This is a genomic window from Kitasatospora sp. NPDC029367, assembly GCF_055569135.1.
Genome location: NZ_JBVHYH010000105.1, coordinates 1 through 25254 on the forward strand (window position 1 = coordinate 1; position 25254 = coordinate 25254).

A 25254-nucleotide genomic window follows, 5' to 3' on the forward strand; every position below is an offset into this window, starting at 1 on the left:
TACATTCCGAACCCGGAAGCTAAGCCTCACAGCGCCGATGGTACTGCAGGGGGGACCCTGTGGGAGAGTAGGACGCCGCCGAACAATCATTCAGAGAAGGCCCACCCGGGTTACCGGGTGGGCCTTTTCGCATTTTCGGGAAGATTTCAGAGCTTCCGCTTGAATCCGATGTGCGAGGCCGTGAAGCCGAGTCGCTCGTAGAACCGGTGCGCATCCGTCCGGGTCGCGTCCGAGGTGAGTTGGACGAGGTCGGCGCCGAGTTCGCGGGAGCGCTCGACGGCCCACTCGATCAGCTCGGTGCCGAGTCCGCTGCCGCGTTCCTCGGCGTGGATGCGGACGGCCTCGATGATCGTGCGGGTGGAGCCGGCCCGGGAGAGGCCCGGGACCACCGTGAGCTGGAGGGTGCCGACGACGCGGCCGGCGCGTTCGGCGACGACCAGGTGCTGGTGCGGGTCGCGGTCGATGTGGGTGAAGGCGGTGCGGTAGGGGGTCAGGTCGTCGGGGCTCTCGCGGGTGGCGCCCAGCGGGTCGTCCGCGAGCATGGCCACGATCGCCGGCAGGTCGCCTTCGCCGGCCCGTCGGATCGTCAGAACAGCCGTTTCAGTCATGATCAGAGGATAAGGAGGCTCCAGAGGATGCGGCGGCTCCGATCTACGCCCGTAGCGTGCCTCCAGGGCCCGCTACGACCCACCACGGTCCGATGCCGGGTCACTCCCCGGGCCCGGCGCTGGTGATGACGGCGAAGACGGCGCCGTGCGGGTCCAGCAGCTGGGCGAGCCGGCCGACCCCGTGGAGGTCCATGGCCGGGATCCGGACCTTCGCGCCGAGCCGGTCGGCGATGGCGAGGCTGGCGTCCACGTTGGGGACCTCGAAGTAGGGGAGCCAGTGCGAGCCGGTGCCGCGGGCGGTGTGCTCGGGGCTGAGTTGGAGGATCCCGCCGTGTGCGTCGTCGGTGCCGCCGCCGACCGGGGTGAGCACGGTGTAGAGCGCCTCGCCGAGCGGGACGTCCTGTTCCTGCCAGCCGAAGACCGTGCGGTAGAAGGCCTTGGCCCGTTCCGCGTCGACGCTGTAGCACTCGGCCCAGCAGAGGCTGACCTGCTCGTTGACGACGTCCAGGCCGCGGGTGTGGTGCGGCTGCCAGACCGCGAAGTGGGCGCCGGTCGGGTCGGTGTAGCCGGCCATCCGGCCCGCGGTGAAGACGTCGAAGGGGGTGAACCGGACGCGGCCGCCCGCCTGTTGGACCAGGTCGGTGGTGCGGTCGGCGTCCTCGGTGGCGAAGTAGAGGGTCCAGGCGGGGAGTGCGCCCTCCTCGGTGAGCGGGCCGAGGGCGGCGACGGTGCGGCCGTCGAGCTGGAAGAAGCCGTAGCCGCCGGCTTCGGGGCCGGCTGAGTCGAAGGTCCAGCCGAACAGGGTGGAGTAGAAGTCGACGGAGGCCCGGGTGTCGGGGCTGCTCAGGTCGAGCCAGTTGGGGGCACCAGGGCGGAAGTCGGTGTTGAGCATGGCGGCACTCACTGCTCCTCGGACGGTTCCCGTACGGGCGCGGGCGCGGTCGACGACCCCCTGGACCCTTTCAGCCTGGCACCTCGGTCGGGGCGGTGCACGGTGGGTCCGGCGGGCGGTGCACGGTGGGTCCGGCGGGCGGTGCACGGTGGGTCCGGCGGGCGGTCCGGAGCTGTCCGCGCGGGGCGGTACGGTGCGTAACGGAATGGTCCACCCGTACCGGTCGAAGGGGGCTCCGGTGGGCAAGCAGGCGCAGTCGGGGCAGGAGGTGCCCCGCCAGCTCGCGCAGGTCGAGGGCGTGCTGGAGCGGATCACCTACGCCAATGAGGAGACCGGCTACACGGTGGCCCGGGTGGACACCGGCCGGGGCGGGAACGACCTGCTGACGGTGGTGGGCGCGCTGTTGGGGGCGCAGGTCGGGGAGTCGCTGCGGCTGCACGGGCGGTGGGGCTCGCACCCGCAGTACGGGCGGCAGTTCACGGTGGAGAACTACACCACGGTGCTGCCCGCGACGGTCCAGGGCATCCAGCGGTACCTGGGGTCGGGGCTGATCAAGGGGATCGGGCCGCGGTTCGCCGAGCGGATCGTCGAGCGCTTCGGGGTGGACACCCTGGAGGTGATCGAGAACGAGCCGGGCCGGCTGATCGAGGTGCCGGGGCTGGGGCCGAAGCGCACCAAGAAGATCGCCGCAGCCTGGGAGGAGCAGAAGGCCATCAAGGAGGTGATGGTCTTCCTCCAGGGGGTCGGGGTTTCGACCTCGCTGGCGGTGCGGATCTACAAGCAGTACGGGGACGCCTCGATCGGGGTGGTCCGCAACGAGCCGTACAAGCTGGCCTCGGACGTCTGGGGGATCGGCTTCCTGACGGCGGACCGGATCGCCCAGGCGGTGGGCATCCCGCACGACAGTCCGGAGCGGGTGAAGGCGGGCCTGCAGTACGCGCTGTCGCAGAGCACCGACCAGGGGCACTGCTACCTGCCGGAGGAGCGGCTGATCGCGGACGGCGTGAAGCTGCTGCAGGTGGACGTGGGGCTGGTGATCGACTGCCTGGCGGAGCTGGTCGCGGCGGAGGGGGTGGTGCGCGAGACGGTGCCGGGGGAGGCGGGCGAGCCGATCACCGCGGTGTACCTGGTGCCGTTCCACCGGGCGGAGATCTCGCTGGCCAACCAGCTGTTGCGGCTGCTGCGTTCGGACTCCGACCGGCTGCCGTGGTCGGCGGACGTGGACTGGCCGGTGGCGCTGGAGTGGCTGGCCCGGCGGACCGGGGCGGCGCTGGCGCCGGAGCAGGAGCAGTCGGTGCGGCTGGCGCTGACCGAGAAGGTCGCGGTGCTGACGGGTGGTCCGGGCTGCGGCAAGTCGTTCACGGTGAAGTCGATCGTGACGATGGCGCTGGCCAAGCGGGCGAAGGTGGTGCTGGCGGCGCCGACCGGGCGGGCGGCCAAGCGGCTGGCGGAGCTGACCGGGGCGGAGGCCTCGACGGTGCACCGGCTGCTGGAGTTGAAGCCGGGCGGTGACGCCGCGTACGACCGGGACCGGCCGTTGGACGCGGACCTGGTGGTGGTGGACGAGGCCTCGATGCTGGACCTGATCCTGGCGAACAAGCTGGTCAAGGCGGTGCCGCCGGGCGCCCACCTGCTGTTCGTGGGGGACGTGGACCAGCTGCCCTCGGTGGGGGCCGGCGAGGTGCTGCGGGATCTGCTGGCCGAGGACGGGCCGATCCCCTCGGTGCGGTTGACCCGGATCTTCCGGCAGGCGCAGCAGTCGGGCGTGGTGACCAACGCGCACCGGATCAACGAGGGGAAGCCGCCGTTGACGGAGGGTCTGGCGGACTTCTTCCTGTTCGCGGAGGACGACACCGAGCGGGCAGCCGGTCTGACGGTGGACGTGGTGGCCCGTCGGATCCCGCAGAAGTTCGGCTACGACCCGCGCCGGGACGTCCAGGTGCTGGCGCCGATGCACCGGGGCCCGGCGGGGGCGGGGAACCTGAACACCCTGTTGCAGGGGGCGGTGACGCCGGCCCGGGAGGGTCTGGCGGAGCGGCGTTTCGGCGGGCGGACCTTCCGGGTGGGGGACAAGGTCACCCAGATCCGCAACAACTACGACAAGGGGCGGAACGGGGTCTTCAACGGCACAGTGGGAGTGGTGACCGCCCTCAGCGTGGACGACCAGCGGTTGACGGTGCTCACCGACGAGGACGAGGAGGTGTCGTACGACTTCGACGAGCTGGACGAGCTGGCCCACGCCTACGCGGTGACCATCCACCGCTCGCAGGGCAGCGAGTACCCGGTGGTGGTGATTCCGGTCACTATGTCCGCTTGGACGATGCTCCAGCGGAATCTGCTCTACACCGCTGTGACCAGGGCGAGGAAACTCGTGGTGCTGGTCGGGTCACGGAAGGCGATCGCGCAGGCTGTGAGGGCCGTCAGTGCAGGTCGGCGGCACGCCGCGCTGGATCATCGACTTGCTTCTGGATGATTATCCAACAGGATGGTTGCCTCTAATGTTCTCTTGACGTGAAGAGATTTACGGAAGAGCCTAGGGTGGTGCCGATCTTGTCCGGTTCGTACCGGCAGGGGCAGAAGGTTTTGTAGGGGCGGGCCCTTCCGGGCCACCCCGGGTGCGCGGCTGTCCTCCGGATGGGGGATGGTAGAGACAGTCAGGGCACCTTGGAAGAGGATTCATTTCGTCGGTGAGGAAGACGTGAGCGACAACTCGGTAGTACTGCGGTACCAGGACGGCGAGTACGAGTACCCCGTCGTCGAGAGCACTGCGGGCAACTCCGGCTTCGACATCTCGAAGCTGCTCCCGCAGACCGGCCTGGTCACCCTGGACAACGGCTTCGGTAACACCGCCGCGTACAAGTCCGCGATCACCTTCGTGGACGGCGACAACGGCATCCTGCGGTACCGCGGCTACCCGATCGAGCAGCTCGCAGCACAGGGCGGCTTCATCGAGACCGCGTACCTCCTGATCAACGGCGAGCTGCCCAACGCGGACCAGCTGGCGGAGTTCAACCGCGAGATCACCCAGCACACGCTGCTGCACGAGGACGTCAAGCGCTTCTTCCAGGGCTTCCCGCGGGACGCCCACCCGATGGCCATGCTGTCCTCGGTGGTCGGTGCGCTCTCCACGTTCTACCCGGAGAGCCACAACCCCTTCGACGCGGCCCAGCGCCACCTGTCGACCGTCCGCCTGCTGGCCAAGCTGCCGACGATCGCCGCGTACGCGTACAAGAAGGCGATGGGCCAGCCCTTCGTCTACCCGCGCAACGACCTGAGCTACGTCGAGAACTTCCTGCGGATGACCTTCGCCGTCCCCGCCGAGGACTACGAGCTCAACCCGGTCGTCGTCAACGCCCTGGACAAGCTGCTCATCCTGCACGCGGACCACGAGCAGAACTGCTCCACCTCCACCGTGCGCCTGGTCGGCTCCAGCCACGCCAACCTGTTCGCCTCGATCTCGGCGGGCATCTCGGCGCTGTGGGGCCCGCTGCATGGCGGTGCCAACCAGGCCGTCCTGGAGATGCTGGAGAGCATCCAGAAGGACGGCGGCGACGTCGACGCGTTCATCACGAAGGTGAAGAACAAGGAAGCCGGCGTCAAGCTGATGGGCTTCGGCCACCGCGTCTACAAGGCCTTCGACCCGCGCGCCGCGCAGGTCAAGCTGCTGGCGCACGAGGTCCTCGGCCAGCTCGGCAAGAGCGACGAGCTGCTGGAGATCGCGCTCAAGCTGGAGGAGCACGCCCTCAAGGACGACTTCTTCATCTCGCGCAAGCTGTACCCGAACGTGGACTTCTACACCGGCCTGATCTACCGCGCCATGGGCTTCCCGACCAGCATGTTCACCGTGCTGTTCGCCCTCGGCCGGCTGCCGGGCTGGATCGCCCACTGGCACGAGATGATCAACGACCCGACCAGCCGGATCGGCCGCCCGCGCCAGATCTACACCGGCACCGCGATCCGCGACTACGTCGAGCTCGACCAGCGCTGACGTCGCACCGCACCGAAAGGGGCCCGGCCGCTGCTGAGCGGCCGGGCCCCTTCGCGTCCTCACCCGCAGGCCCGGAAGGCCCGCGGGCGGGGACGGAACCGTACGGCGCACGACTCCGGGGCCGGCCGCGACCGGGGACGGCCGCTCAAAGCGTCCCTGGCCCGCCACAACCCCGGCGCCGTGCGCGAAGGCCGTCGAGAGTTCGACGACCGTTCCCGGGGCCCGCCGGAGCCCCGTCGGCGACAGCCCGCCGGCGGCGCGGGGACACATTGCCGTTGATCGTGCCCCGCCCAGCGGAAAAACTGCCGCACTACCAACCTAAGACGTATCAGGGTGCGAGAAGTTACGCCCGGGGGGTGTGAGCTGCCTCTCGCCACGCTCCGTAGGCGCCTCGTACCGCGCCCATATCACACCTTCCCTCGGGCGAGACGTCACCCTCCCCGCAGTCACGGCAACCGAGCGTGATAGGAATCGTGGCATTCCGGTACGGACCGTCGCGCCCCCTCGTCGCGCGACGGCGGAACTGGGGAGGGAGTGCGCAGATGTCCAGGAACGTCGTCGTCACCGGCGGTGGCACGGGAATCGGGTACGAAGTCGCGCGGCGGTTCGCCGAGGCGGGCGAGCACGTGGTGATCGTCGGTCGGCGCCGGGCCGTCCTGGAGAAGGCCGCGATCGACCTCGGGCCGAACGTCACCCCGCTGGTGTGCGACCTCGCCGACCCGGACGCCGTGGAGGCCGTGCTGGCGGAACTGCCCGAGCGGATCGACGTGCTGGTGAACAACGCCGGCAGCCGGGAGACCGTGGTCGGCGGCGGGCCGCACGCCCTGCTGGCGCGCTGGCGCGGCGACTTCGAGCGCAACGTGCTGACCGTGGTGCTGCTCACCGAGTCGATCCGGGACCGGCTCACCCCGGGCTCCGGCCGGGTCGTCACCATCAGCTCCATCGCCGCCCTGCGCGGGGCCGGCTCGTACGGTGCGGCGAAGGCCTCGCTGCACGCCTGGAACCACTTCCTGGCCGCGCAGTTGGGCACCTCGGGGATCACCGCCAACATCGTCGCGCCGGGCACGGTGGCCGGCACCGAGTTCTTCGGGCCGCGGCTGGACGAGGCCGAGGTGGCCCGCCGGGCGGGGCGCACGCTGCTCGGCCGGATCGGCGAGACCGGGGAGGTGGCGGCTGCGGTCACCTTCCTCGCCTCGCCCGAGGCCGGGTTCATCACCGGCGAGATCCTGCACTGCAACGGCGGGGAACTGCTGGGGCGTTGAGGTGCTGAGACGCTGAGGCGTCGAGGCGTTGAGATGTGACGCGGGGCCCGGACCGAGGACGGTCCGGCCCCCGCGTTTCGTCGTCCGGCGTCCAGTGTCCGGTGGCCGGCGTCCGGCCGGGCTCAGGCGGCCCGGAAGCGGCGCAGCCGGAGGCTGTTGCCGACCACGAAGAGCGAGGAGAAGGCCATCGCGGCCCCGGCGATCATCGGGTTCAGCAGTCCGGCGGCGGCCAGCGGGATCGCCGCGACGTTGTAGCCGAAGGCCCAGCAGAGGTTGCCCCGGATGGTGGCGAGGGTCCTGCGGCTGAGCCGGACGGCGTCGGCGGCGGCACGCAGGTCGCCGCGGACCAGGGTGAGGTCGCCGGCCTCGATCGCGGCGTCGGTGCCGGTGCCCATCGCCAGGCCGAGGTCGGCCTGGGCGAGCGCGGCCGCGTCGTTGACGCCGTCGCCGACCATCGCCACGACCCTGCCCTCGGCCTGGAGCCGGCGGACCGTCGCCACCTTGTCCTCGGGCAGCACCTCGGCGATGACGTCCTGCGGTGCGATGCCGAGCTCGGCGGCCACCGCCTGCGCCACCGTGCGGTTGTCGCCGGTCAGCAGCACCGGGGTCAGGCCCAGGGCCCGTAGCTTCGTGACGGCCTCGACGCTGGTCGGCCTGAGCGCGTCCGCCACCTCCAGGACGGCCCGGGCCCTGCCGTCCCAGCCGACCGCGACCGCGGTGCGGCCGGCCGCCTCGGCGGCGGCCACGGCGCGGGTCAGGACGGGCGGCAGGGGCTGGGCGAGGTCGGCCAGCCCGGCCGCGCGCCCGGCCGTGACCGTACGGCCGTCCACGACGCCCCGCACGCCCCGGCCAGGCAGGTTGCGGAAGTCCCGGACCGGTGGCAGCCCGCCGAGGCGGTCGGCGGCGGTGCTGGCGATCGCCCGGGCGATCGGGTGCTCGGAGGCGTGCTCCAGGGCGCCGGCCAGGCGCAGCGCCTCGGCCTCGGTGACCTCCTCGGTGGTGTGCACGGCGAGCAGGGTCATCCGGCCGGTGGTGACGGTGCCGGTCTTGTCCAGGACGACGGTGTCGACCCGGCGGGTGGTCTCCAGCACCTCCGGGCCCTTGATCAGGATGCCGAGCTGGGCACCGCGGCCGGTGCCGACCAGCAGGGCGGTCGGGGTGGCCAGGCCCAGGGCGCACGGGCAGGCGATGATCAGCACGGCCACGGCGGAGGTGAACGCCGCGGTGGGGCTGTCGGTGGCCAGCAGCCGGCCGACCAGGGTGGCCAGGGCGATCAGGATGACCACCGGGACGAAGACCGCGGAGATCCGGTCGGCCAGGCGTTGGGCGGCGGCCTTGCCGTTCTGGGCCTCCTCGACCAGCTTGGCCATCCGGGCCAGCCGGGTGTCCGCGCCGACCTTGGTGGCCTCGACCACCAGCCGGCCGCCCGCGTTGACGGTCGCACCGGTGACGGCGTCCCCGACCCCGACCTCGACCGGGACGGACTCGCCGGTCAGCATCGAGGCATCCACGGCGGAACTGCCCTCGACCACCGTGCCGTCGGTGGCGACCTTCTCGCCGGGGCGGACCACGAAGCGGGTGCCGACGGTCAGTTGCTCTACCGGCAGCCGGACCTCGCGCCCGCCCCGGAGCACGGTCACGTCCTTGGCGCCGAGGTCCAGCAGGGCGCGCAGGGCCGCGCCGGCCCGGCGCTTGGCGCGGGCCTCGAGGTGGCGGCCGAGCAGGATCAGCACGGTGACGGCGGCCGCGGTCTCCAGGTAGAGGCTGGCGGCGGGGTCGGTGTCGCCGACCGTGAGCGAGAACGCGTGGTGCATGCCGGGCAGGCCGGCGTGGCCCAGGAAGAGGGACCAGCAGGACCAGCCGAAGGCGGCCAGGGTGCCGAGCGAGACCAGGGTGTCCATGGTCGCGGCGCCGTGCTTGAGGTTGGTCCAGGCGGCGCGGTGGAAGGGCAGGCCGCCGTAGCAGACGACCGGGCCGGTGAGGGCGAAGGCCAGCCACTGCCAGTCGGTGAACTGCAGGGCGGGGACCATCGAGAGCAGCACCACGGGGATGCCGAGCAGGGCGCTGATCAGCAGGCGTTCGCGCAGCGGGTCGGCGGGGTGGTGGTCGTTCGACCCGGGGTGGCCGCCTTGGGTGGGGTGGCCGCCGTGTGCGGGGTCGGAGCCGGGATCGGGGGTGGCGGGGGCCGGGGGCGGTGGGAGCTCGGCGGTGTAGCCGGTCCGCTCGACGGTCTCGATCAGCTCCTCGACCGTGACGCCGGGGCCGAAGTCGACCCGGGCCTTCTCGGTGGCGAAGTTGACCGTGGCCTCGACGCCGTCCATCCGGTTGAGCTTCTTCTCGATCCGGGCGGCGCAGGAGGCGCAGGTCATCCCGCCGATCGACAGCTCGACCCGGCCCGGTGCCCCGACGTCGGGGGCGGAGGTGGTCATGCGGAGGGCTCCTTGGACGTGGTAGCGGGGGCCTGGGCGGGCCCCCGCCGTACCGGGGTGGCTCAGGCGGCCGGGCCGACCAGCTCGTAGCCGGCCTCGTCGATCGCGGCGCGGACCTGCTCCTCCGCCAGCGGGACGGCGGAGGAGACCGTTACGGTACCGGCCTGGGCGTCGGCGGCGACCTCGGTGACACCGGTCAGCGCGGACAGCTCCTCGCTGATCGCCTTCTCGCAGTGGCCGCAGCTCATGCCGGACACGGTGTAGGTGATGGTGCTGGACATCGGGGCCTCCTGGAGGTCGGTGCGGGTGCTGGATCTCCTGCTCTCCAGCTCTTCGAACACCATACCCCTCTGGGGTATTTCCCGGCGGGGTGGGTGACGCGGATCGCATTGAACTTTATGACAAATCGGGCAATTGGGACGGATGGGGCGGGTGGGAGTGAGGTGGGTGGTGGGTGGTTCGGGGCCGTGATCGTCCCTTATGTTCGATATGTGTTCCCGATCCGCCGTGCCCAGTCGCCCTCGGCCCCCTCTGACGCCGGGCTGTCACCGGACCGGCGGCGCGGTGCCCTGATGGCCGCCGACCTCCAGGACGTGCCGTTCCGGTGGCGGGCCGCCCCGGCGCTGCTCGCCGTCCTGCTGGTCGCACTCGCGGACCTCCTCTCCGGCAAGGACCGGTACCTCGCACCGCTGATGACCGTCGTCCCGGCCGTCGCCGCGCTCACCCTCAAGCCCGGCGAACTGCTCGCCGTCTGCGCGGTCGGGCTGCTCGCCGTCTTCGGGCTCAGCCACTACGACCAGGTCGACAACATCAACGACGCCCGCTTCCTCTACGGTGCGATGGTCAGCTATCTGGTTCTGACGCTGTTCTCGGCCTGGGTCGCCAAGATCCGGATGCGGCGGGCGGCCGCCTTCGCGGCGGTCAGCTCCGTCGCCGAGGCCGCCCAGCGGGCCCTGCTGCGGCTGCCCGGGCCGGCCGTCGGGCCGCTGCGGCTCGCCGTGCGGTACGTGTCCGCGGCGGACGCCTCACGGATCGGCGGGGACCTCTACTCGGTGCTGGAGACGCCGCACGGCACCCGGGTCGCGGTCGGGGACGTCCGGGGTAAGGGGCTGGCCGCCGTCCAGACCGCGGCGGTGGTGCTCGGCGCGTTCCGCGAGGCCGCGTACGACGAGGCCGGGCTGCGGGGGGTCGCCTCGAGGATCGAGGCCAGCGTCGAGCGGCACGTGCCGGACGGGGAGTTCACCACGGCGCTGTTCGCCGAGTTCCGGCGGCCTGGGGAGATGGAGCTGCTCCAGTACGGGCACGTGGCGCCGATCCGGGTCGACGGTGACGGGCACGCGCACGTGCTCGACGCGCCGGATCCGTGGGTGCCGCTGGGCCTCGGGCGGCTGGCGGCGGGGGAGCCGACCACCTGGGGGCAGCCGTTCGGGGCGGAGGACGTGCTGGTGCTGTACACGGACGGGGTGATCGAGGCGCGGCACCGCAGGAGCGGGGAGTTCTATCCGTTGGCGGAGCGGGTCGGGCCGCTGGTGCGGGGAGCTGGGCGCTCGGCGGGGGAGTTGGAGGCGGCGGTGGGGCGGGTGTATGCGGATCTGCTGGCGCATGCGGGTGGGGAGTTGCGGGATGACGCGTTGTTGTTGCTGATTGCGTGGACGGACTGAAGGGGGCCGCTGCGCGGGGCTTTGGTTGGGGGGTGGGCTTTCGGGAGGGTGGGTGACGCCGGGGGCGGTTCCGGGGGTGGGCGCTCCGGGGGCTGGATGATTTTCCGACCGCCGACCCTCATGGTGCGGGGTGCTCGCCGTTGGCGGTCTGAAAATCACCCGTCACGCCCCTCTCCGCACCCACCCCCTCCACCGCCCCCTCCCGCAGCGCGTCCCTCTCGCCTTGGGCGGGTGGGGAGGTGGGTGGGGGGTTGGGGTGGGTGGGTTGGTGCTGGGGGGTTGGGTGGGTGCGGGGTGGGGGCTTATTGGTGTGGGCGCGTGGGCGGTTGCCCGCGCGCCCGTGGGGGTGGTTAGCGGGTGGTGGTGGTTTGGGCGAGGGTGCGGAAGAGGAGGGCGGTGGAGGTGGCGCCGGGGTCCTGGTGGCCGGTGCTGCGGTCGCCTAGGTAGGAGGCGCGGCCTTTGCGGGCGCGGAGGGGGATGGTGGCGAGGGCGCCTTGTTCGGCGGCTTCGGCGGCGGCTGCGGTGGCTTCGGGGAGGTCGGCGCCGGTGGCGGCGGCGGTGCGGAGGGCGGTTACGGCGGGGGTCCAGGCGTCCACGATGGTTTTGTCGCCGGGGGCGGCTTTGCCGAGGATGCGGATTGCGTCCAGGCCGGCGGCGAGGGCCTCGGCGAGGGTGGTGGGGTTGGCGGGGCCGGGGAGGGCGGCGCCGATGGCGCGGAAGGCCTTGCCGTAGAGGGGGCCGGAGGCGCCGCCGACCTTGGAGATGAGGGTGGTGCCGGTCTTGGTGAGGACGGCGCCGGGGCTGTCGGGCCGGAGGCCGTCCAGGGCGGTGAGGGCGGCGGTGAAGCCGCGGTGGAGGTTGCTGCCGTGGTCGCCGTCGCCGATCGCGGAGTCCAGGTCGGTGAGTCGGGCCTCCTCCTGCTCGACGGCCGCGGCTCGCGCGGATCCAGGCCTCGGCGAGGGTGGTGTCGAAGTCCATGCCGGCTCCGTTCAGGCGCGCTTGAGGGCGGGGGTGTCGACCGGGGCGTCCCAGAGGTCCAGCAGTTGGGCGTCGGCCTTGGTGAGGGTGAGCGAGAAGCCCGCCATGTCGAGGCTGGTGACGTAGTTGCCGACCAGGCTGCGGGCCACCGTGATGCCGTGTGCGGCGAGCCGGGCGGCGACCTCGCCGTAGACCACGTACAGCTCCAGCAGTGGGGTCGCGCCCATGCCGTTGAGCAGGGCGATCACCTCGTCGCCCGGGGTCAGGTGGTGGTCGGCGAGGATGGTCTCGACCACCTCGGCGGCCAGTTCGCGGGCGGGGCGGAGCTTCTCGCGGCGGCGGCCGGGCTCGCCGTGGATGCCGACGCCGACCTCGATCTCGTCCTCGGGCAGGTCGAAGCCGGGCTTGCCGGCGGCCGGGACGGTGGCGGCGGTGAGCGCGATCGCGAAGGAGCGGGAGGCGGCGTTGACCCGCTCGCCGAGGGCGGCGACCTCGTCCAGGGCGGCGCCACGTTCGGCGAGCGCCCCGGCCGTCTTCTCGACCAGGACGGTCGCGCCGGTGCCCCGGCGGCCGGCCGTCCAGGTGGAGTCCTCGACCGCGACGTCGTCGTTGACCAGGACGGTGCGGACCTCCAGGCCCTCCTCGGCGGCGAGTTCGGCGGCGAGCTCGAAGTTCAGCACGTCGCCGGTGTAGTTCTTGACGATGAAGACGACGCCGGAGCCGTTCTCCACGGCCTTCGCGGCGGCCAGCATCTGGTCCGGGACGGGGGAGGTGAACACCTCGCCCGGGCAGGCGGCGTCGAGCATGCCGGGGCCGACGAAGCCGCCGTGCAACGGCTCGTGGCCGGAGCCGCCGCCGGAGATCAACGCGACCTTGGGGCCGGCCGGGCGGGCGGCTCGGGTGATCACCCGGTTGGGGATGTCCACCGCCAGTTCGGGGTGGGCGGCGGCGACTCCGGCCAGGGCGTCCGCCAGGACGCTCTCCGGGGTGTTGATCAGCTTCTTCACTTCGCTCCCTTGGGTGACCGCGGGTGGACGCAACAGCCTGGGGCCGACGCTACGCCAGACGGGGGGTGGGGGCACGGGGTGCGACACGCGCGGTTCCGCTCACCCTTCCGGAGCAGTGGGGCGGGCCGTAGGGTCGGGCGCATGAGTGGACGGGTGGGCGTCGTTCTGGTTTCGCACAGTGCCAAGTTGGCCGAGGGGCTGCGCGAGCTGCTCGGCGAACTCGCCCCGGACGGTGTGCGGGTGGTGGTCGCGGCCGGGACGGAGGACGGCGGGCTCGGCACCAGCTACGAGCTGATCGCCGGGGCGGTCGCGGAGGCGGACGGCGGGGCCGGGGTGGTGGTGCTGCCGGACCTCGGCAGTTCGGTGCTGACCGCGGTGACCGTGCTGGAGGACGAGCCCAGGCCGGGGGTGCGGCTGGTGGACGCGCCGTTCGTGGAGGGTGCGGTGGCCGCCGTCGTCACCGCCTCGACCGGGGCGGGGCTGGCCGAGGTGGTCGCGGCGGCGGAGGAGGCGCGTTCCTTCCGCAAGCTGTAGCGGCGGTCATTTGGCGTCGGCGTAGCAGTCCACCACCGCGGTGCTGAGCGGGAAGCGCACCGGGGTGTCACCGAAGACCAGCCGCCGGGCCTCGTCGGCGGACTCGGCGACGGCGGCGGCCACCTGCTCGGCCAGGTTGGCCGGGGTGTGCACGATCACCTCGTCGTGCTGGAAGAACACCAGGTGCGGGCGGTCCGCCGGGCCGGGCACGGGCAGTTCGCCCAGCCGTCGGCGCAGCGCCGCCAGCAGGGCGAGCGCCCAGTCCGCGGCGCTGGCCTGGATGACGAAGTTACGGGTGAACCGGCCGCGGGCGCGGGCGGTGCGGCCGCCGGTCTCGCCGCCCGCGTCGGCCTCGGTGAGGTCGAGGAAGGCGGCGGAGGCCGGCGGGCAGACCCGGCCCAGCCGGGAGGTGACCACGCCGCCGTCCTCACCGGTGCGGGCGGCCGCCTCGACGTAGCCCATCGCGGCCGGGTAGCGCCGGCGCAGGGTGTTCAGCAGCGGGCCGATGTCGCCGCTGGTCTGCCCGTACATGGCTCCGAGCAGGCCGAGCTTGGCCTTGTCGCGGTCGCCCTGGAAGGCCTGGGCGGCCAGCGACTCGTAGAGGTCGCCGCCGGCCGCGGTGCGGGCCAGCCCGGCGTCCTGGGAGAGCGCGGCGAGCACCCGCGGCTCCAGCTGGGCGGCGTCGGCGACCACCAGCAGCCAGCCCGGGTCGGCGACCACGGCGCGGCGCAGGATGCGCGGGATCTGCAGGGCGCCGCCGCCGCGGCTGGCCCAGCGGCCGGAGACCACGCCGCCGACCACGTACTCGGGCCGGAAGCGGCCGCCGCGGGCCCAGGCGTCCTGCCAGGCCCAGCCGTGGGCGACGTGGATCCGGGCCAGCTCCTTGTAGCGGACCAGCAGCCGGGCGGCCGGGTGGTCGATCTCCTTGAGCTCCCAGGAGCGGGTGGAGCCGAGCTGGATGCCGGCCTCGGCGAAGGCGCGCAGCACCTGGGTGTGCGAGTCGGGGTTGAACGGCTTGGCGCCGAGGGCCTGTTGGAGTTCGACGGCGAGGTCGGCGAGCACCCGGGGCTGGGTGCCGGGGACGGCGGGGCGGGGGCCGAGCAGGTCGGTGAGCAGCCGGTCGTGGACGTCGGAGCGCCAGGGCAGGCCGTCGTGGGCGATCTCGGCGGCCACCAGGGCGCCGGCCGACTCGGCGGCGGCCAGCAGCCGGAAGCGCTGCCGGGCCGACGGGTCGGCGATGGCGGCGATCCGCCGCTGCTGCTCGGCGTGCACGGCCACCACGGCGGCCAGTGGGTCGGCGCCGGGCGGCAGTTGCAGCCGGTCGGGGGCGAACAGGGTGTCCTGGCCGTCGTCCGCGTCGGACAGACCGGGTTCGGGCAGGTCCTCCGGGACGGGCCGGCCGTGCAGCCGGGACCAGGCGGCGCCGAGCGAGCGCGGCGCGCCGAAGCGGCCCTCGTGGCCCAGCAGCAGCGCCTCGACCAGCCGGAGGTCGTGGCAGCGGGCGAGCCGGTCGGGCAGCCGGGGCAGCAGCGGGGCGTACCCGGAGTCGGCGGCGGCCCAGACCCAGCGCGGGCGGGTGGCGGACTCCAGGGCGGCGACGGCCGCGGTGAGGTCGCGGACGGCCTCCGGCGGGCCGAGCGGCCGGCCGGCGTCGTCGAGCGGCTGGAGGCGGCCGCCGGGGCCGTGCTGGTCGGGCACGAGGGCGGTTCTGGGGGCCACGGCGGGTGTCTCCTCTCTCCTGGGGCGCGTCCTGGCGGTGCTGCGGTGCTGCGGTGGGCCGGGGGGCGGGGCGGGTGTGCGGGTGGGGCGCGGGTGTGCGGACCGGGGGTCCGCGCGGTCGACGTTAACGGGTGGGTCTGACAACGATGACCTGGGGTGTATGGGCACGCGGGAGGACACCGCGTAGGGTCGGCGGAATGACCGAGAACCCGTTCTTCGCGGCCAGCCCCCTGGTCTACGAACTGCCTCCCTACGCCGAGATCCGGGAGGAGCACTACCTGCCCGCGTACGAGCGCGGAACGGCCGAGCAGCTGGCCGAGATCGCGGCGATCACCGACGACCGGTCCGAGCCGACCTTCGAGAACACCCTGGTGGCCCTGGAGCGCTCCGGTGAGCTGCTGCGCCGGGTGGACGCGGTGTTCCGCAACCAGTCCTCCTCCGACACCACCGAGCTGCTGGACGAGGTGGAGGCGAAGGTCAGCCCGCTGCTCGCGGCCCACCACGACGCGATCCACCTGGACCGGCGGCTGTTCGCCCGGATCGAGGCGCTGTACGGGGACCGGGCCGCCCTGGGGCTGGACCCGGAGTCGCTGCGGCTGCTGGAGCGCTGGTACACCGCGTTCGTCCGCTCCGGTGCCCGGCTGGGCGCGGCCGAGCAGGACCGGCTGCGCGAGCTGAACGCCGAACTCGCCGCGCTGGGAACGACGTTCCAGCAGAACGTGAACGCCGCCACCCGTGCCGCCGCGCTGGTCGTGGACACCGCCGAGGAGCTGGCCGGGCTGTCCGAGGGCGCGATCGCCGGTGCGGCCGAGAACGCCCGGGTGCTGGGCCACGAGGGCCGGTACGTGCTCAGCCTCAAGAGCACCTCCGGCCAGCCCGAGCTGGCCCAGCTGGCCGACCGCTCGGTGCGCGAGCGGCTGCTGGCCGCCTCGCTCGGCCGGGCCGGCGCGGAGAACGGCCCGCTGGCGATCCGGATGGCGGGGCTGCGCGCCGAGCGGGCCGCGCTGCTGGGCTTCCCGAACCACGCCGCCTACGTCGTCGCGGACGAGACCGCCGGGACGGTCGAGGCGGTCTCCGGGCTGCTCTCCCGGCTGGTGGAGCCGGCCGTGGCGAACGCCCGCCGGGAGGCCGCCGAGCTGGCCGCGGTGGCGGCCGCGGACGGCGTCGAGGAGCTCGCCGCGCACGACTGGGCGTACTACTCGGAGAAGGTGCGGCAGGCCTCCTACCAGGTGGACACCGCCGCGCTGCGCCCGTACTTCGAGCTGGAGCGGGTGCTGGTGGACGGCGTGTTCTTCGCCGCCGGGCTCGCGTACGGGATCACCTTCACCGAGCGGCCGGAGCTGACGGCGCACCACCCGGACGCCCGGGTCTTCGAGGTGTTCGAGGAGGACGGCACCGCGCTGGGCCTGTTCATCGGGGACTTCCACGCCCGGGCGTCCAAGCGCGGCGGCGCCTGGATGGACGAGCTGGTGGGCCAGTCCGGGCTGACCGGGCGACGGCCGGTGGTGCTCAACACCCTCAACATCCCGCGCCCGGCGCCGGGCGAGCCGGCGCTGCTGAGCTGGGACGAGGTGCGCACCCTGTTCCACGAGTTCGGGCACGCGCTGCACGGGCTGTTCTCGGACGTGCGGTACCCGCTGTTCGCGGGCACCGCCGTGCCGCGGGACTTCGTGGAGTTCCCCTCGCAGGTCAACGAGATGTGGATGGTCCGGCCCGAGGTGCTGGCCAACTACGCCCGCCACCACGTCACCGGGGAGCCGCTGCCGGCCGAGCTGGTCGAGCGGATGACCGCGGCCGAGCGGTTCGGGGAGGGCTTCCGGACGGTGGAGTACCTCGCGGCGACGCTGCTGGACTGGGCCTGGCACACCCTGCCGCAGGGCCACCGGGTCGAGGACGCCGAGGAGTTCGAGGCGCGGGTGCTGGCGGAGGCCGGTCTCGCGGTGCCGGCGATCCCGCCGCGCTACCGCACGCCGTACTTCCAGCACATCTTCTCCAGCGGCTACAGCGCCGGGTACTACGCGTACATCTGGTCGGAGGTGCTGGACGCGGACACCGTGCGGTGGTTCGAGACGAACGGGCGGTCGGTGCGGGACAGCGGTGAGCTGTTCCGGCGCGAGCTGCTGGCGCGCGGGTTCGGCCGGGACCCGCTGGAGTCCTTCCGCGCGGTGGTCGGGCGGGCGCCGGAGACCGCGCCGCTGCTGGAGCGCCGCGGTCTGGGCTAGTCACGCGGGTTGGGCCAGTCACGCGGTCCGGGCCGGTTGCGCGGTCCGGGCCGGTCAGCGTGGGGTGAGCGTCACCGTCACCGGTGTGCCCGGGCGGGCGTGCGGGAGCCGGATCCGTACGGTTCCCGCGCGGCCGTCCGCGGGCTGCTCGACCTCGGCCCGGGCGTCGGCGGGGGAGACGGCGACCCGGGTGCCGTGCGGGAACGCGGCGGGCGGCAGGACGAGTTCGCCGGTGCGGCCGCTGCCGTCGGCCGTCCAGCGCACGGTGGTGGCGCCCGCGGCGCCCCCGGGGGTGGTCCGGACGTCGGTGCCGGGGACGGCCGCCGGGTAAGGGCCGAAGGCGGGGCCGTCGCCGGGGGCCGGGCGGCCGGCGGGGTCGAGGGCGCAGTAGCCGCCGGTGCCCCGGCACCAGTACCACATCGTCCAGCCCTCGGCGAAGCCGTCCATCGCGGCGACCTGCTGGCGGACCAGCAGGGTGTTGCCGGGGGTGCGGGAGTCGGGCGGCCCCCACTCGCCGACCAGTACGGGCAGGTGGTGGGCGGCCGGGTAGCCGGTGATCGCGGCGGTGTACTGCTCGACGAAGCCGTCGGCGGGGTTCCAGTCGGCGCCGTTCTCCACCGCCGTGTCGTAGAAGTGCGGGGCGTAGCCGAGCCGGGGCGCGCCGGGGCGGGGGTCGGTGAAGCCGGGGAGGGCGGTGGGCACGCCCTGGCCGACCAGCACGGTCGGTTCGACGAACAGCCAGGCGCGGGAGTCGGCCCGGCGGACGGCGGCGATCAGGCGGCGGTACATGTCGGCGAGCCGGCCCTGTTCCAGGGCGGCGGAGGCGGCGGCGAGCACGGCCGGGTCGGTCGGGTCGCCGTCCACCGGGCCGAACGGCTCGTTGAACAGGTCGTAGCCCAACAGGGAGCGGTGGCCGCACAGTTCGCGGGCGAGCCGGGTGTAGAAGTCGGCCTGCCAGGCGCGCAGGTCGGGGTCGTCGTAGAGGTGGCGGAAGGCGGCCTGGACGGCGGGCTGGAAGTAGCCGGCGAACCAGTCCTTCGGGTCGGGGGTGAACGGCAGGCCGTCGTCGCGGGTGGCCCAGCGCGGGATGCCGTTGGTGCCGCCGCCGAACTGCGGCCCGTAGACGTCCTGGTGGAAGTCGACCAGGACGAGCAGGCCGAGGCGGTCGGCCCGGTCGAGGAGCGCCTGGATCCGGTGCAGTTCGGCGGGGTCGAGGCGGCCGCGTTCGGGCTCCAGCCTGGTCCAGGAGACCGGCAGCCGGACCAGGGTGAACCCCTGGGCGGCGACGGAGTCGAGGTCGGCCGGGGTGGCCTCGGCGTACTTGTCGAGGTTGAAGCCGCGCAGTTGGAGGCGGCGGCCCTGGTCGTCGGTGAGGGCGGTACGGCCGTCCGGGCCGGTGGCCGTGCCGGTGGGGAAGCGGGTCGGGTGGCCGCTGTGGGCGGCGGCCGGGGCGGCGCCGCCGAGGGCGGCGGTGGCGGCGAGCAGCAGGGCGACGGCGGTGCGGCACAGGCGCATCGGGGACCTCGCACGGCGGGGGGTGGGGGCCCGATGATGCCCGCGGCCGCCGGGCCGGCACAAGGGTCGTGCGTGGCCGGGGTCGGTGCAACTGCCCTGGGAGAACGTCGGGTTCAGTCGCCGTTCGGTTCGGCGGGGGTGGGCGGCAGGATGGCGGTGGGCAGGTCCGCGGCGGCGGCGAGCCGGCCCCAGAGCAGGTCGGCCAGGGCCTGCACCATGCGGGTGCGCGTGCAGGGTCTGGTCTCCAGCCACCAGTCGCCGGCGGCCAGCACCATGCCGGTGATGCCCCGGCCCCAGGCCTCGGCGAGCAGGTCGCGGTCGGCGCCGAGGTCGACCTGGTTCTGCACGGCGCGGGTGATCTCCTCGGCGATTTGCCGCAGCGCGGGGGCGAGGGCGTTGCCCGCGCCGCTGGGGTCGCCGGGCTCGGGGTGGGTGAGCAGCCGGTAGACCTGGGGGCGGGCCTCGATCCCGGCGAGGTAGGTGTCCAGGACATGTTCGACCCGGTCGCGGCGTTCCAGCGGTTCGGCCAGGGCGGCCCGGACGGCGGCCAGCAGGCCGCTGGTGTGGCGCTCGGTCAGCGCCCTGATCAGGCCGGTCCGGTCGCCGAAGTGGCGGTAGAGGATCGGCTTGGTGATGCCGGCCTCGGCGGCGATGGCGTTCATGCTGGCGCTCGGCCCCTCGCGCTGGATGACCCGGTCGGCGGCGTTGAGCAGCTGCTCGCGGCGGGGCTCTCGGGACATGCGCTGCTCCTCGGGATTCTGGGTGGCCTGGGCGTTGACACCGGTTACCAATCAGTAGCAGACTCCGACCATGTTACCCGGGGTAACACCCCGGTGGGTCGCATCGGGCGGCCGTGAACCCTGCGTCGTCACCCCTTCTGCGGAGGCTCCCCCATGAGCAGCACGTTCTCGCTGGACCCGGGCGCGGACCAGCTCGCCGTACGCGACTGGCTGCACGGCTTCGCCGCCGACGTGATCCGCCCCGTCGCGGCCGAGTGGGACGAGCGGGAGGAGACCCCCTGGCCGGTCATCCAGGAGGCCGCCAAGCTGGGCATCTACTCGCTGGACTTCTACGCCCAGCAGTACTTCGACCCCTCCGGCGTCGGCATCCCGATCGCCATGGAGGAGCTGTTCTGGGGCGACGCGGGCATCGGGCTGGCCATCGTCGGCACCACGCTGGCCGCCGTCGCGGTGCTCGCCAACGGCACCGACGAGCAGATCGGCACCTGGACCCCGCAGATGTTCGGCACCCCCGACGACGTCAAGGTGGCCGCCTTCTGCTCCTCCGAGCCGGACGCCGGCTCCGACGTGGGCGCGCTGCGCACCCGGGCCGTGTACGACGAGGCCAAGGACGAGTGGGTGCTCAACGGCACCAAGACCTGGGCCACCAACGGCGGGATCGCCGCCGTGCACGTCGTGGTGGCCAGCGTGGACCCGGAGCTGGGCACCCGCGGGCACGCCTCCTTCGTCGTCCCGCCGGGCACCCCCGGGCTGAGCCAGGGCCAGAAGTTCAAGAAGCACGGCATCCGCGCCTCGCACACCGCCGAGGTGGTGCTGGACGGCGTCCGGGTGCCCGGCAGCTGCCTGCTCGGCGGCAAGGAGAAGCTGGACGAGCGGCTGGCCCGGGCCCGGGAGGGCGTCAAGCGGGCGGGCGGCCGGGGCAATGCGGCGATGGCGACCTTCGAGGCCTCCCGCCCGGCCGTCGGGGCGCAGGCGATCGGCATCGCCCGGGCCGCGTACGAGGTCGCGCTGGACTACGCGAAGACCCGGGAGCAGTTCGGCCGCCCGATCATCGACAACCAGGGCGTGGCCTTCCAGCTCGCCGACATGCGGACCCGGATCGACGCGGCCCGGCTGCTGGTCTGGCGGGCGTCCTGGATGGCCGCCAACAACCAGCCGTTCACCGCGGCCGAGGGCTCGATGTCCAAGCTGTACGCGGGCGAGACGGCCAAGTTCGTCACCGCGCAGGCGATGCAGATCCTCGGCGGCAACGGCTTCACCCGGGAGTACCCGGTGGAGCGGATGCACCGGGACAGCGCGATCTACTCGATCTTCGAGGGGACCAGCGAGATCCAGCGGCTGGTGATCGCCCGGGCGGTCTCGGGGATGCCGATCCGCTAGCCGGGGACGGGCCGGGACTGCCGGGCCGGGCTATCGGGCCGGGACTGCCGGGCCGGACCGGCGGGCCCGATGGTCGGGCCTGGTTATCGGGCTTGGCTATCGGGCCAGCCAGAAGGTCAGCCCGGCGGAGAGGGAGCCGACCACCGCGCCGACGATCGTCTGCGCGGTGGTGTGGTCCCGCAGCACCACCCGGGACCAGCCGATCACCGCGACCAGCGGGTAGAGCAGCAGCCACAGCGGGCCGAGCGCGATGCCGAGGCAGGCCACCGCGCCGGCCGCCACGGCGGTGTGCACGGAGACCTTCCACCAGACGGTGATCACCAGGATCGGCACCAGCGAGGCGAACATCGCCGCCACCATCGCGGTGAGGTCGCGCGGGGCGTGCGCCAGGATCATCACCGCGAAGCTGACGGCGACCGAGCCCATGATGAACGGGATGACGGTCAGCCGGCGCTGGCGGTGGCCGACGTGGCGGTCCTCCAGGGTGCCCTTGCGGATGCCGCGCTGGATGAACAGGGTCGGGATGACGGCCGCGAACAGTGCGGCGAAGGCGGCCCAGCCGAGGCCGGACCAGCCGTAGCGCAGGCCGCCGATCAGCAGGCAGACCGCGATGATCACGTTCTTCGGCTCGACGCCGTCGGTGACCCGGCGGGCCCAGGTCGTCCGGCTGGTGGGGGCGGTCGTGGCCTCGGTGGTCATCGGGGTGGGTGCTCCGGGTGGGGAAGGGCGGTCGACGGCTCGGCGTCGGTCCGATGATCGTACGTGAGTGGGCGGTGCTGCCGTCCGTGCGGAGGGCCCGCCGGGTTGCGGCTCAGAACCGCGCCGGGCGGCCCGCCAGGAACGCGGCCAGCCCCTCGTGCACGTCCGAGGCCTCCCGCGAGCGCCGCTCCCAGGGCTCCAGCGCCTCGGCCGCCCGCTCCGCCGGGACGGCCAGCGCGGCCTTCACCGCGCCGATCGTCTGGGTCGAGCGGGTGGTCAGCAGCCGGGCGAACTCCAGTGCGGCGGCGTCCAGTTCGGCGTCCGGCAGGACCCGCTCGGCGAGGCCCAGCGGCAGCGCGTCCCGGCCGCGCACCAACTCGCCGGAGAACAGCAGGTACTTGGCCCGGGCCGGACCCACCAGCCGGGCCAGCCGCAGGGTCGGCACCGCCGGGTAGACCACACCGAGCTTGGCCGGGGTGATCCCCACCCGGGCGTCCTCGGCGACGAAGCGCAGGTCGCAGGCGACGGCCAGCTGGCAGCCGCCGCCCACGCAGGCGCCGTGCACCACGGCGAGGGTCGGGTGCGGGAAGGCCGCGAGCGCCTCCTCGGCGGCCACGTTGACCGCGTGGTACGCGTCCGCGCGCTGCGGATCGCCGTACACCTCGGCGAGTTCGGTGATGTCCGCGCCCGCGCTGAAGGTGTTCCCGGCGCCGGTCAGCAGCAGGGCCCGTACGCCCGGCTGCTCGGCGAGCCGGTCCAGCACCTCGGGCAGCGCCCGCCAGATCGCCAGGGTCACCGCGTTGCGGCGGTGCGGGCGGGCGAACTCCAGGACGGCGACGCCGTCCTCGCCGACGTACGCGTTCAGGCCCTCGGCCCGGGTGGGCAGGGCGGAGCGGTCCCGCGTGAGCAGTGGCTGGTCCATGCGCACCTCCGGCGTCGGTCGTGGTGCGCCCACTCTCTCAGGCCGGTCCGGCGCTCTTTCGGGCCGGGCCGGTCCGGTCCTCGGTCAGGCGGCGCCTGCGCCCGGTCGGGCCGGGCCCGCGCAGTACGTGCCGAGGCCGTGTTCGACCACGGCGAAGGCGCGCCGGGCCTCGTCGAGGGCGCCGGGCAGGGCGTCCGCGGCGCGCTCACCGGCCAGCATCCGCAGGTGGTTGCCGGCGATCAGGGTGAGCCGGACGGCGAGCAGCTGGGCGGCCGCGACCCGGGCGGTCAGCTCGTCATGGGCCGGGTCCTGCCGGCGCAGTTCGTCGGCGAGCAGGCTCTGGGCGCGCCGGTCGAAGGCCGAGGTGGCGCGCAGGGCCAGCGACGGGGTGGCGTGGATCAGCCGGATCACGTCCAGCACCACCGCGTCGTCGTTCAGGCCGGTGGCCGGGTCCCGGCGCTCCAGGGCGGCCAGGAAGTGCTCGCGCAGCGCCGTCACCGCCGAGGTGCCCGGGGCGCGGTCGCGCACCACCCGGGCGGGCTCGTCGAGGTGCTGCTCCACCGGCCCGAGGACCAGGTCCTCCTTGGTCGGGAAGTAGTTGAACACGGTCATCTTGGAGACCTCGGCGGCGGCCGCGATCTCGGCCACCGAGACCTGGTCGAAGCCCCGTTCGACGAACAGGCCGATGGCCGTGCGGAAGATCCGGCTGCCGGTCTGGATCTTCTTGCGCTCGCGCAGCGGCAGGGCGTCGAGGTCGCGGTCGGGGCCGAGGTCCAAGCCGTGGTGGGTCGCCATGCGAAGACTGTACCAGGATCAAAGCTAGACCGAGCAGAAAGATGTGCCTGGCTGAAAGATTGGTCCAGATGAAGAATTGACCCGGTCCAAAGTTGCTGCCATGGTTGGTGCCGAGCCCGCCGGACCGCACCGGTCGGGGCCGACTCCACACACCCGGGGGGACTTCCCGATGGCAACCGCTGCCCCGCTCACACCCGGCCCGGCCGGATCCACCCTGATGACCACCGCCCAGCGCCAACTCGCCATGCTGCTCTGCCTGGTGACGATCGTGCTGGCCGTGCTCGACTCCAACATCGTCTCGGCGGCCACCGTGCCGATCGTCCGCGACCTCGACCCGGTCCACGGCGTCGACCGGCTGCCCTGGATGGTCAGCGCCTTCTCGCTGGCGGCCACCGCGCTGCTCCCGCTCTACGGCAAGCTCTGCGACGTGTACGGCGCCAAGCGGGTGCTGCTGGGCGCGGTCGGCACCTTCCTGTTCGGCTCGGTGCTCTGCGGGGCCGCGCAGTCGATGGGCGAACTGATCGCCTTCCGGGCCGTCCAGGGCATCGGCGGCGGAGGGCTGATGAGCGTGACCATGGTGGTGATGGCCCAGCTCCAGGATCCGGCGGAGCGCAGGGGCGGCAAGGGCGGTGCGATGGGGGGCATCGTCGCCGGGCTCGGCATGGCGGTCGGCCCGCTGGTCGGCGCGCTGTTCACCGACCACCTCGGCTGGCGCTGGATCTTCTACGTCAACGTGCCGCTCGGCCTGCTCGTCCTGGCCGGCTTCGCCCTGGTGGTCAAGCTGCCGCGCAACCTCGGCCGGCGCGGCCTGGACTTCCTCGGCGCCACCCTGGCCGGCGCCTTCGCCACCGGGCTGCTGCTGGTCACCGAGTGGGGCGGCAAGGACTACGCCTGGACGTCCCCGGTGATCCTCGGGCTCTGCGCCGCCACCCTGGCCTCGCTCGGGCTCTTCCTGTGGCGCCAGGCCACCGCCGCCGAGCCGGTGCTCCCGCTCTCGCTGTTCCGGATCCCGGTGGTGCGGATCGGCTTCGCGGTCCAGGGCCTGGTCGGGACGGGCATGGTGGGCGCGATCGTCTACGTGATGCTCTACCTGCAGATCGCCCGGGGGGTCGCCCCGACCACGGCCAGCCTCTTCCTGATGCCGATGGCCGCCGGGATGACCGGCGTCGGCCTGCTCGCCACCCGGCTGATCGCCCGCGGCCACCGGCCGCGCACCTTCCTGGTCGTCGGCTCGGGCGTCTCGGTGCTCGCCCTGGCCCTGCTCGGGCTCAGCGGCCCGGACACCCCGCTGTGGGCGGTGGGCGCCGAACTCGCCCTGCTCGGAGCCGGGTTCGGGCAGCTGATCGGGCAGCTGATCACCATGGTGCAGGACACCGCCCCGCGCGAGCAGCTCGGCGTCGCGACGACCGGCGTCCGGTTCTTCCAGACCCTCGGCAACGCGCTCGGCGCGGCGCTCTTCGGCACGGTGCTGACCCGGGTGTTCGAGGCCGGTGAGCCCGGACGCTCCCTCTCCGCGGTGCGCACGCTGACCGGTGCGGCCCGGGAGCACGCGCTGCGGAGCTTCACGGACGCCGTGGACGTGGTCTTCCTGTCGGCGGGCGGGGTGATGGTCGTGGTGCTGCTGCTGGCGCTGCGGCTGCGTACGGCGGAGCGGGCGGCGGCCACCGAGGCTGGGGAGGCCACGGCGACCAAGGAGGCCGGGGAGGCGCCCGCGGCGGTCGACGGCCCGGTGCTGGCGGCCTGAGCCAGCCACTGGGGGCCCGGCGGGGAGCCCGGCGCGGGGATTCCGGCGGGGGATTCCGGCGTGGCCGGACGGCGGAGGGGGGGGGGGGGGGGGCGGGGGGGGGGTCCCCCGTGCCCCCTCGGGCGTTTCCCCCCCCAGCGGCGAGGGGGGGTGGGAAAG

The 25254-nt window shown here is 73.5% G+C and carries 19 protein-coding genes, 1 rRNA gene and 1 pseudogene; 9 read left to right on the forward strand and 12 right to left on the reverse strand.

Going from position 1 to position 25254, the window contains the following annotated elements; translation table 11 throughout:
- A 5S ribosomal RNA gene (rrf, locus tag ACZ4W5_RS35355) occupies window positions 1-84 on the forward strand; the annotation flags it as partial.
- 62 nt (window positions 85-146) lie between these two features.
- Here rrf and ACZ4W5_RS35360 read toward each other — a convergent pair.
- Complete coding sequence (locus ACZ4W5_RS35360; RefSeq protein ID WP_465659196.1) at window positions 147-608, reverse strand: GNAT family N-acetyltransferase; 462 nt, start codon at window positions 606-608, stop codon at window positions 147-149.
- A gap of 100 nt (window positions 609-708) precedes the next feature.
- Complete coding sequence (locus ACZ4W5_RS35365) at window positions 709-1512, reverse strand: VOC family protein (RefSeq protein ID WP_465659197.1); 804 nt, start codon at window positions 1510-1512, stop codon at window positions 709-711.
- Window positions 1513-1738: 226 nt separating this feature from the next.
- Between ACZ4W5_RS35365 and recD2 the strand changes: the two genes are divergently transcribed.
- The 3 genes from recD2 to ACZ4W5_RS35380 all read left to right on the forward strand — a co-directional run bounded on the left by recD2 (window position 1739) and on the right by ACZ4W5_RS35380 (window position 6750).
- Complete coding sequence (recD2, locus tag ACZ4W5_RS35370) at window positions 1739-3973, forward strand: SF1B family DNA helicase RecD2 (RefSeq protein WP_465659198.1); 2235 nt, start codon at window positions 1739-1741, stop codon at window positions 3971-3973.
- Between the two features lie 225 nt (window positions 3974-4198).
- Window positions 4199-5488, forward strand: a complete 1290-nt coding sequence (locus tag ACZ4W5_RS35375) for a citrate synthase (RefSeq protein WP_030289141.1) — start codon at window positions 4199-4201, stop codon at window positions 5486-5488.
- A gap of 542 nt (window positions 5489-6030) precedes the next feature.
- Window positions 6031-6750, forward strand: a complete 720-nt coding sequence (locus ACZ4W5_RS35380; protein ID WP_360242682.1) for an SDR family NAD(P)-dependent oxidoreductase — start codon at window positions 6031-6033, stop codon at window positions 6748-6750.
- Window positions 6751-6872: 122 nt separating this feature from the next.
- Here the strand turns inward: ACZ4W5_RS35380 and ACZ4W5_RS35385 are convergent, their stop codons facing one another.
- Together ACZ4W5_RS35385 and ACZ4W5_RS35390 are read right to left on the reverse strand one after the other, a co-directional pair.
- Window positions 6873-9179 (reverse strand): heavy metal translocating P-type ATPase, encoded by a 2307-nt coding sequence (locus tag ACZ4W5_RS35385; protein WP_465659200.1) that lies wholly within the window; start codon window positions 9177-9179, stop codon window positions 6873-6875.
- Window positions 9180-9241: 62 nt separating this feature from the next.
- Entirely contained in the window at window positions 9242-9460 is a 219-nt protein-coding gene (locus ACZ4W5_RS35390) for a heavy-metal-associated domain-containing protein (protein ID WP_360242694.1), read from the reverse strand.
- A gap of 291 nt (window positions 9461-9751) precedes the next feature.
- On the opposite strand from ACZ4W5_RS35390, the gene ACZ4W5_RS35395 reads away from it, so the two are divergent.
- Window positions 9752-10840, forward strand: a complete 1089-nt coding sequence (locus ACZ4W5_RS35395; protein WP_360242676.1) for a PP2C family protein-serine/threonine phosphatase — start codon at window positions 9752-9754, stop codon at window positions 10838-10840.
- A gap of 350 nt (window positions 10841-11190) precedes the next feature.
- Here ACZ4W5_RS35395 and dhaL read toward each other — a convergent pair.
- A pseudogene (dhaL, locus tag ACZ4W5_RS35400) lies at window positions 11191-11784 on the reverse strand (dihydroxyacetone kinase subunit DhaL); the annotation flags it as partial.
- A gap of 45 nt (window positions 11785-11829) precedes the next feature.
- Entirely contained in the window at window positions 11830-12825 is a 996-nt protein-coding gene (dhaK, locus tag ACZ4W5_RS35405) for a dihydroxyacetone kinase subunit DhaK (protein WP_465659201.1), read from the reverse strand.
- 141 nt (window positions 12826-12966) lie between these two features.
- Here dhaK and dhaM point away from each other — a divergent pair, with 141 nt between their 5' ends.
- Window positions 12967-13359 (forward strand): dihydroxyacetone kinase phosphoryl donor subunit DhaM, encoded by a 393-nt coding sequence (gene dhaM / locus ACZ4W5_RS35410; protein WP_360242667.1) that lies wholly within the window; start codon window positions 12967-12969, stop codon window positions 13357-13359.
- Between the two features lie 6 nt (window positions 13360-13365).
- Here the strand turns inward: dhaM and ACZ4W5_RS35415 are convergent, their stop codons facing one another.
- Window positions 13366-15078, reverse strand: a complete 1713-nt coding sequence (locus ACZ4W5_RS35415; protein WP_465659203.1) for a bifunctional 3'-5' exonuclease/DNA polymerase — start codon at window positions 15076-15078, stop codon at window positions 13366-13368.
- Between the two features lie 197 nt (window positions 15079-15275).
- Between ACZ4W5_RS35415 and ACZ4W5_RS35420 the strand changes: the two genes are divergently transcribed.
- Window positions 15276-17300 (forward strand): M3 family metallopeptidase, encoded by a 2025-nt coding sequence (locus tag ACZ4W5_RS35420; protein ID WP_360242661.1) that lies wholly within the window; start codon window positions 15276-15278, stop codon window positions 17298-17300.
- 54 nt (window positions 17301-17354) lie between these two features.
- Here the strand turns inward: ACZ4W5_RS35420 and ACZ4W5_RS35425 are convergent, their stop codons facing one another.
- Together ACZ4W5_RS35425 and ACZ4W5_RS35430 are read right to left on the reverse strand one after the other, a co-directional pair.
- The gene (locus ACZ4W5_RS35425) at window positions 17355-18815 is read right to left on the reverse strand and encodes a glycoside hydrolase family 5 protein (RefSeq protein WP_465659204.1); all 1461 of its coding nucleotides are present in this window, start codon (window positions 18813-18815) and stop codon (window positions 17355-17357) included.
- Between the two features lie 113 nt (window positions 18816-18928).
- Window positions 18929-19555, reverse strand: a complete 627-nt coding sequence (locus tag ACZ4W5_RS35430) for a TetR/AcrR family transcriptional regulator (protein WP_360242655.1) — start codon at window positions 19553-19555, stop codon at window positions 18929-18931.
- A 153-nt stretch (window positions 19556-19708) separates the two neighbouring features.
- On the opposite strand from ACZ4W5_RS35430, the gene ACZ4W5_RS35435 reads away from it, so the two are divergent.
- The gene (locus ACZ4W5_RS35435) at window positions 19709-20935 is read left to right on the forward strand and encodes an acyl-CoA dehydrogenase family protein (protein ID WP_465659206.1); all 1227 of its coding nucleotides are present in this window, start codon (window positions 19709-19711) and stop codon (window positions 20933-20935) included.
- 96 nt (window positions 20936-21031) lie between these two features.
- On the opposite strand, the gene ACZ4W5_RS35440 is transcribed toward ACZ4W5_RS35435, so the two are convergent.
- The 3 genes from ACZ4W5_RS35440 to ACZ4W5_RS35450 form a co-directional block, all read right to left on the reverse strand.
- Complete coding sequence (locus tag ACZ4W5_RS35440) at window positions 21032-21634, reverse strand: phosphatase PAP2 family protein (protein WP_402484330.1); 603 nt, start codon at window positions 21632-21634, stop codon at window positions 21032-21034.
- A 112-nt stretch (window positions 21635-21746) separates the two neighbouring features.
- Window positions 21747-22556, reverse strand: a complete 810-nt coding sequence (locus ACZ4W5_RS35445; RefSeq protein WP_465659208.1) for an enoyl-CoA hydratase/isomerase family protein — start codon at window positions 22554-22556, stop codon at window positions 21747-21749.
- 84 nt (window positions 22557-22640) lie between these two features.
- A complete protein-coding gene (locus ACZ4W5_RS35450) occupies window positions 22641-23351 on the reverse strand; it encodes a TetR/AcrR family transcriptional regulator (RefSeq protein ID WP_360242643.1) in 711 nt (236 codons plus the stop codon).
- Between the two features lie 169 nt (window positions 23352-23520).
- Between ACZ4W5_RS35450 and ACZ4W5_RS35455 the strand changes: the two genes are divergently transcribed.
- Window positions 23521-25095, forward strand: a complete 1575-nt coding sequence (locus ACZ4W5_RS35455; protein WP_465659210.1) for an MFS transporter — start codon at window positions 23521-23523, stop codon at window positions 25093-25095.
- Window positions 25096-25254 lie beyond the last annotated feature (159 nt).

Excerpts from the sequence above, each read along its gene's own strand:
- ACZ4W5_RS35360 (WP_465659196.1), bottom strand. The coding sequence starts at position 608 with ATGACTGAAACGGCTGTTCTGACGATCCGACGGGCCGGCGAAGGCGAC.
- ACZ4W5_RS35380 (WP_360242682.1), top strand. The coding sequence starts at position 6,031 with ATGTCCAGGAACGTCGTCGTCACCGGCGGTGGCACGGGAATCGGGTAC.
- ACZ4W5_RS35385 (WP_465659200.1), bottom strand. The coding sequence starts at position 9,179 with ATGACCACCTCCGCCCCCGACGTCGGGGCACCGGGCCGGGTCGAGCTG.
- ACZ4W5_RS35390 (WP_360242694.1), bottom strand. The coding sequence starts at position 9,460 with ATGTCCAGCACCATCACCTACACCGTGTCCGGCATGAGCTGCGGCCAC.
- ACZ4W5_RS35395 (WP_360242676.1), top strand. The coding sequence starts at position 9,752 with ATGGCCGCCGACCTCCAGGACGTGCCGTTCCGGTGGCGGGCCGCCCCG.
- dhaM (WP_360242667.1), top strand. The coding sequence starts at position 12,967 with ATGAGTGGACGGGTGGGCGTCGTTCTGGTTTCGCACAGTGCCAAGTTG.
- ACZ4W5_RS35420 (WP_360242661.1), top strand. The coding sequence starts at position 15,276 with ATGACCGAGAACCCGTTCTTCGCGGCCAGCCCCCTGGTCTACGAACTG.
- ACZ4W5_RS35425 (WP_465659204.1), bottom strand. The coding sequence starts at position 18,815 with ATGCGCCTGTGCCGCACCGCCGTCGCCCTGCTGCTCGCCGCCACCGCC.
- ACZ4W5_RS35430 (WP_360242655.1), bottom strand. The coding sequence starts at position 19,555 with ATGTCCCGAGAGCCCCGCCGCGAGCAGCTGCTCAACGCCGCCGACCGG.
- ACZ4W5_RS35435 (WP_465659206.1), top strand. The coding sequence starts at position 19,709 with ATGAGCAGCACGTTCTCGCTGGACCCGGGCGCGGACCAGCTCGCCGTA.
- ACZ4W5_RS35440 (WP_402484330.1), bottom strand. The coding sequence starts at position 21,634 with ATGACCACCGAGGCCACGACCGCCCCCACCAGCCGGACGACCTGGGCC.
- ACZ4W5_RS35445 (WP_465659208.1), bottom strand. The coding sequence starts at position 22,556 with ATGGACCAGCCACTGCTCACGCGGGACCGCTCCGCCCTGCCCACCCGG.
- ACZ4W5_RS35450 (WP_360242643.1), bottom strand. The coding sequence starts at position 23,351 with ATGGCGACCCACCACGGCTTGGACCTCGGCCCCGACCGCGACCTCGAC.
- ACZ4W5_RS35455 (WP_465659210.1), top strand. The coding sequence starts at position 23,521 with ATGGCAACCGCTGCCCCGCTCACACCCGGCCCGGCCGGATCCACCCTG.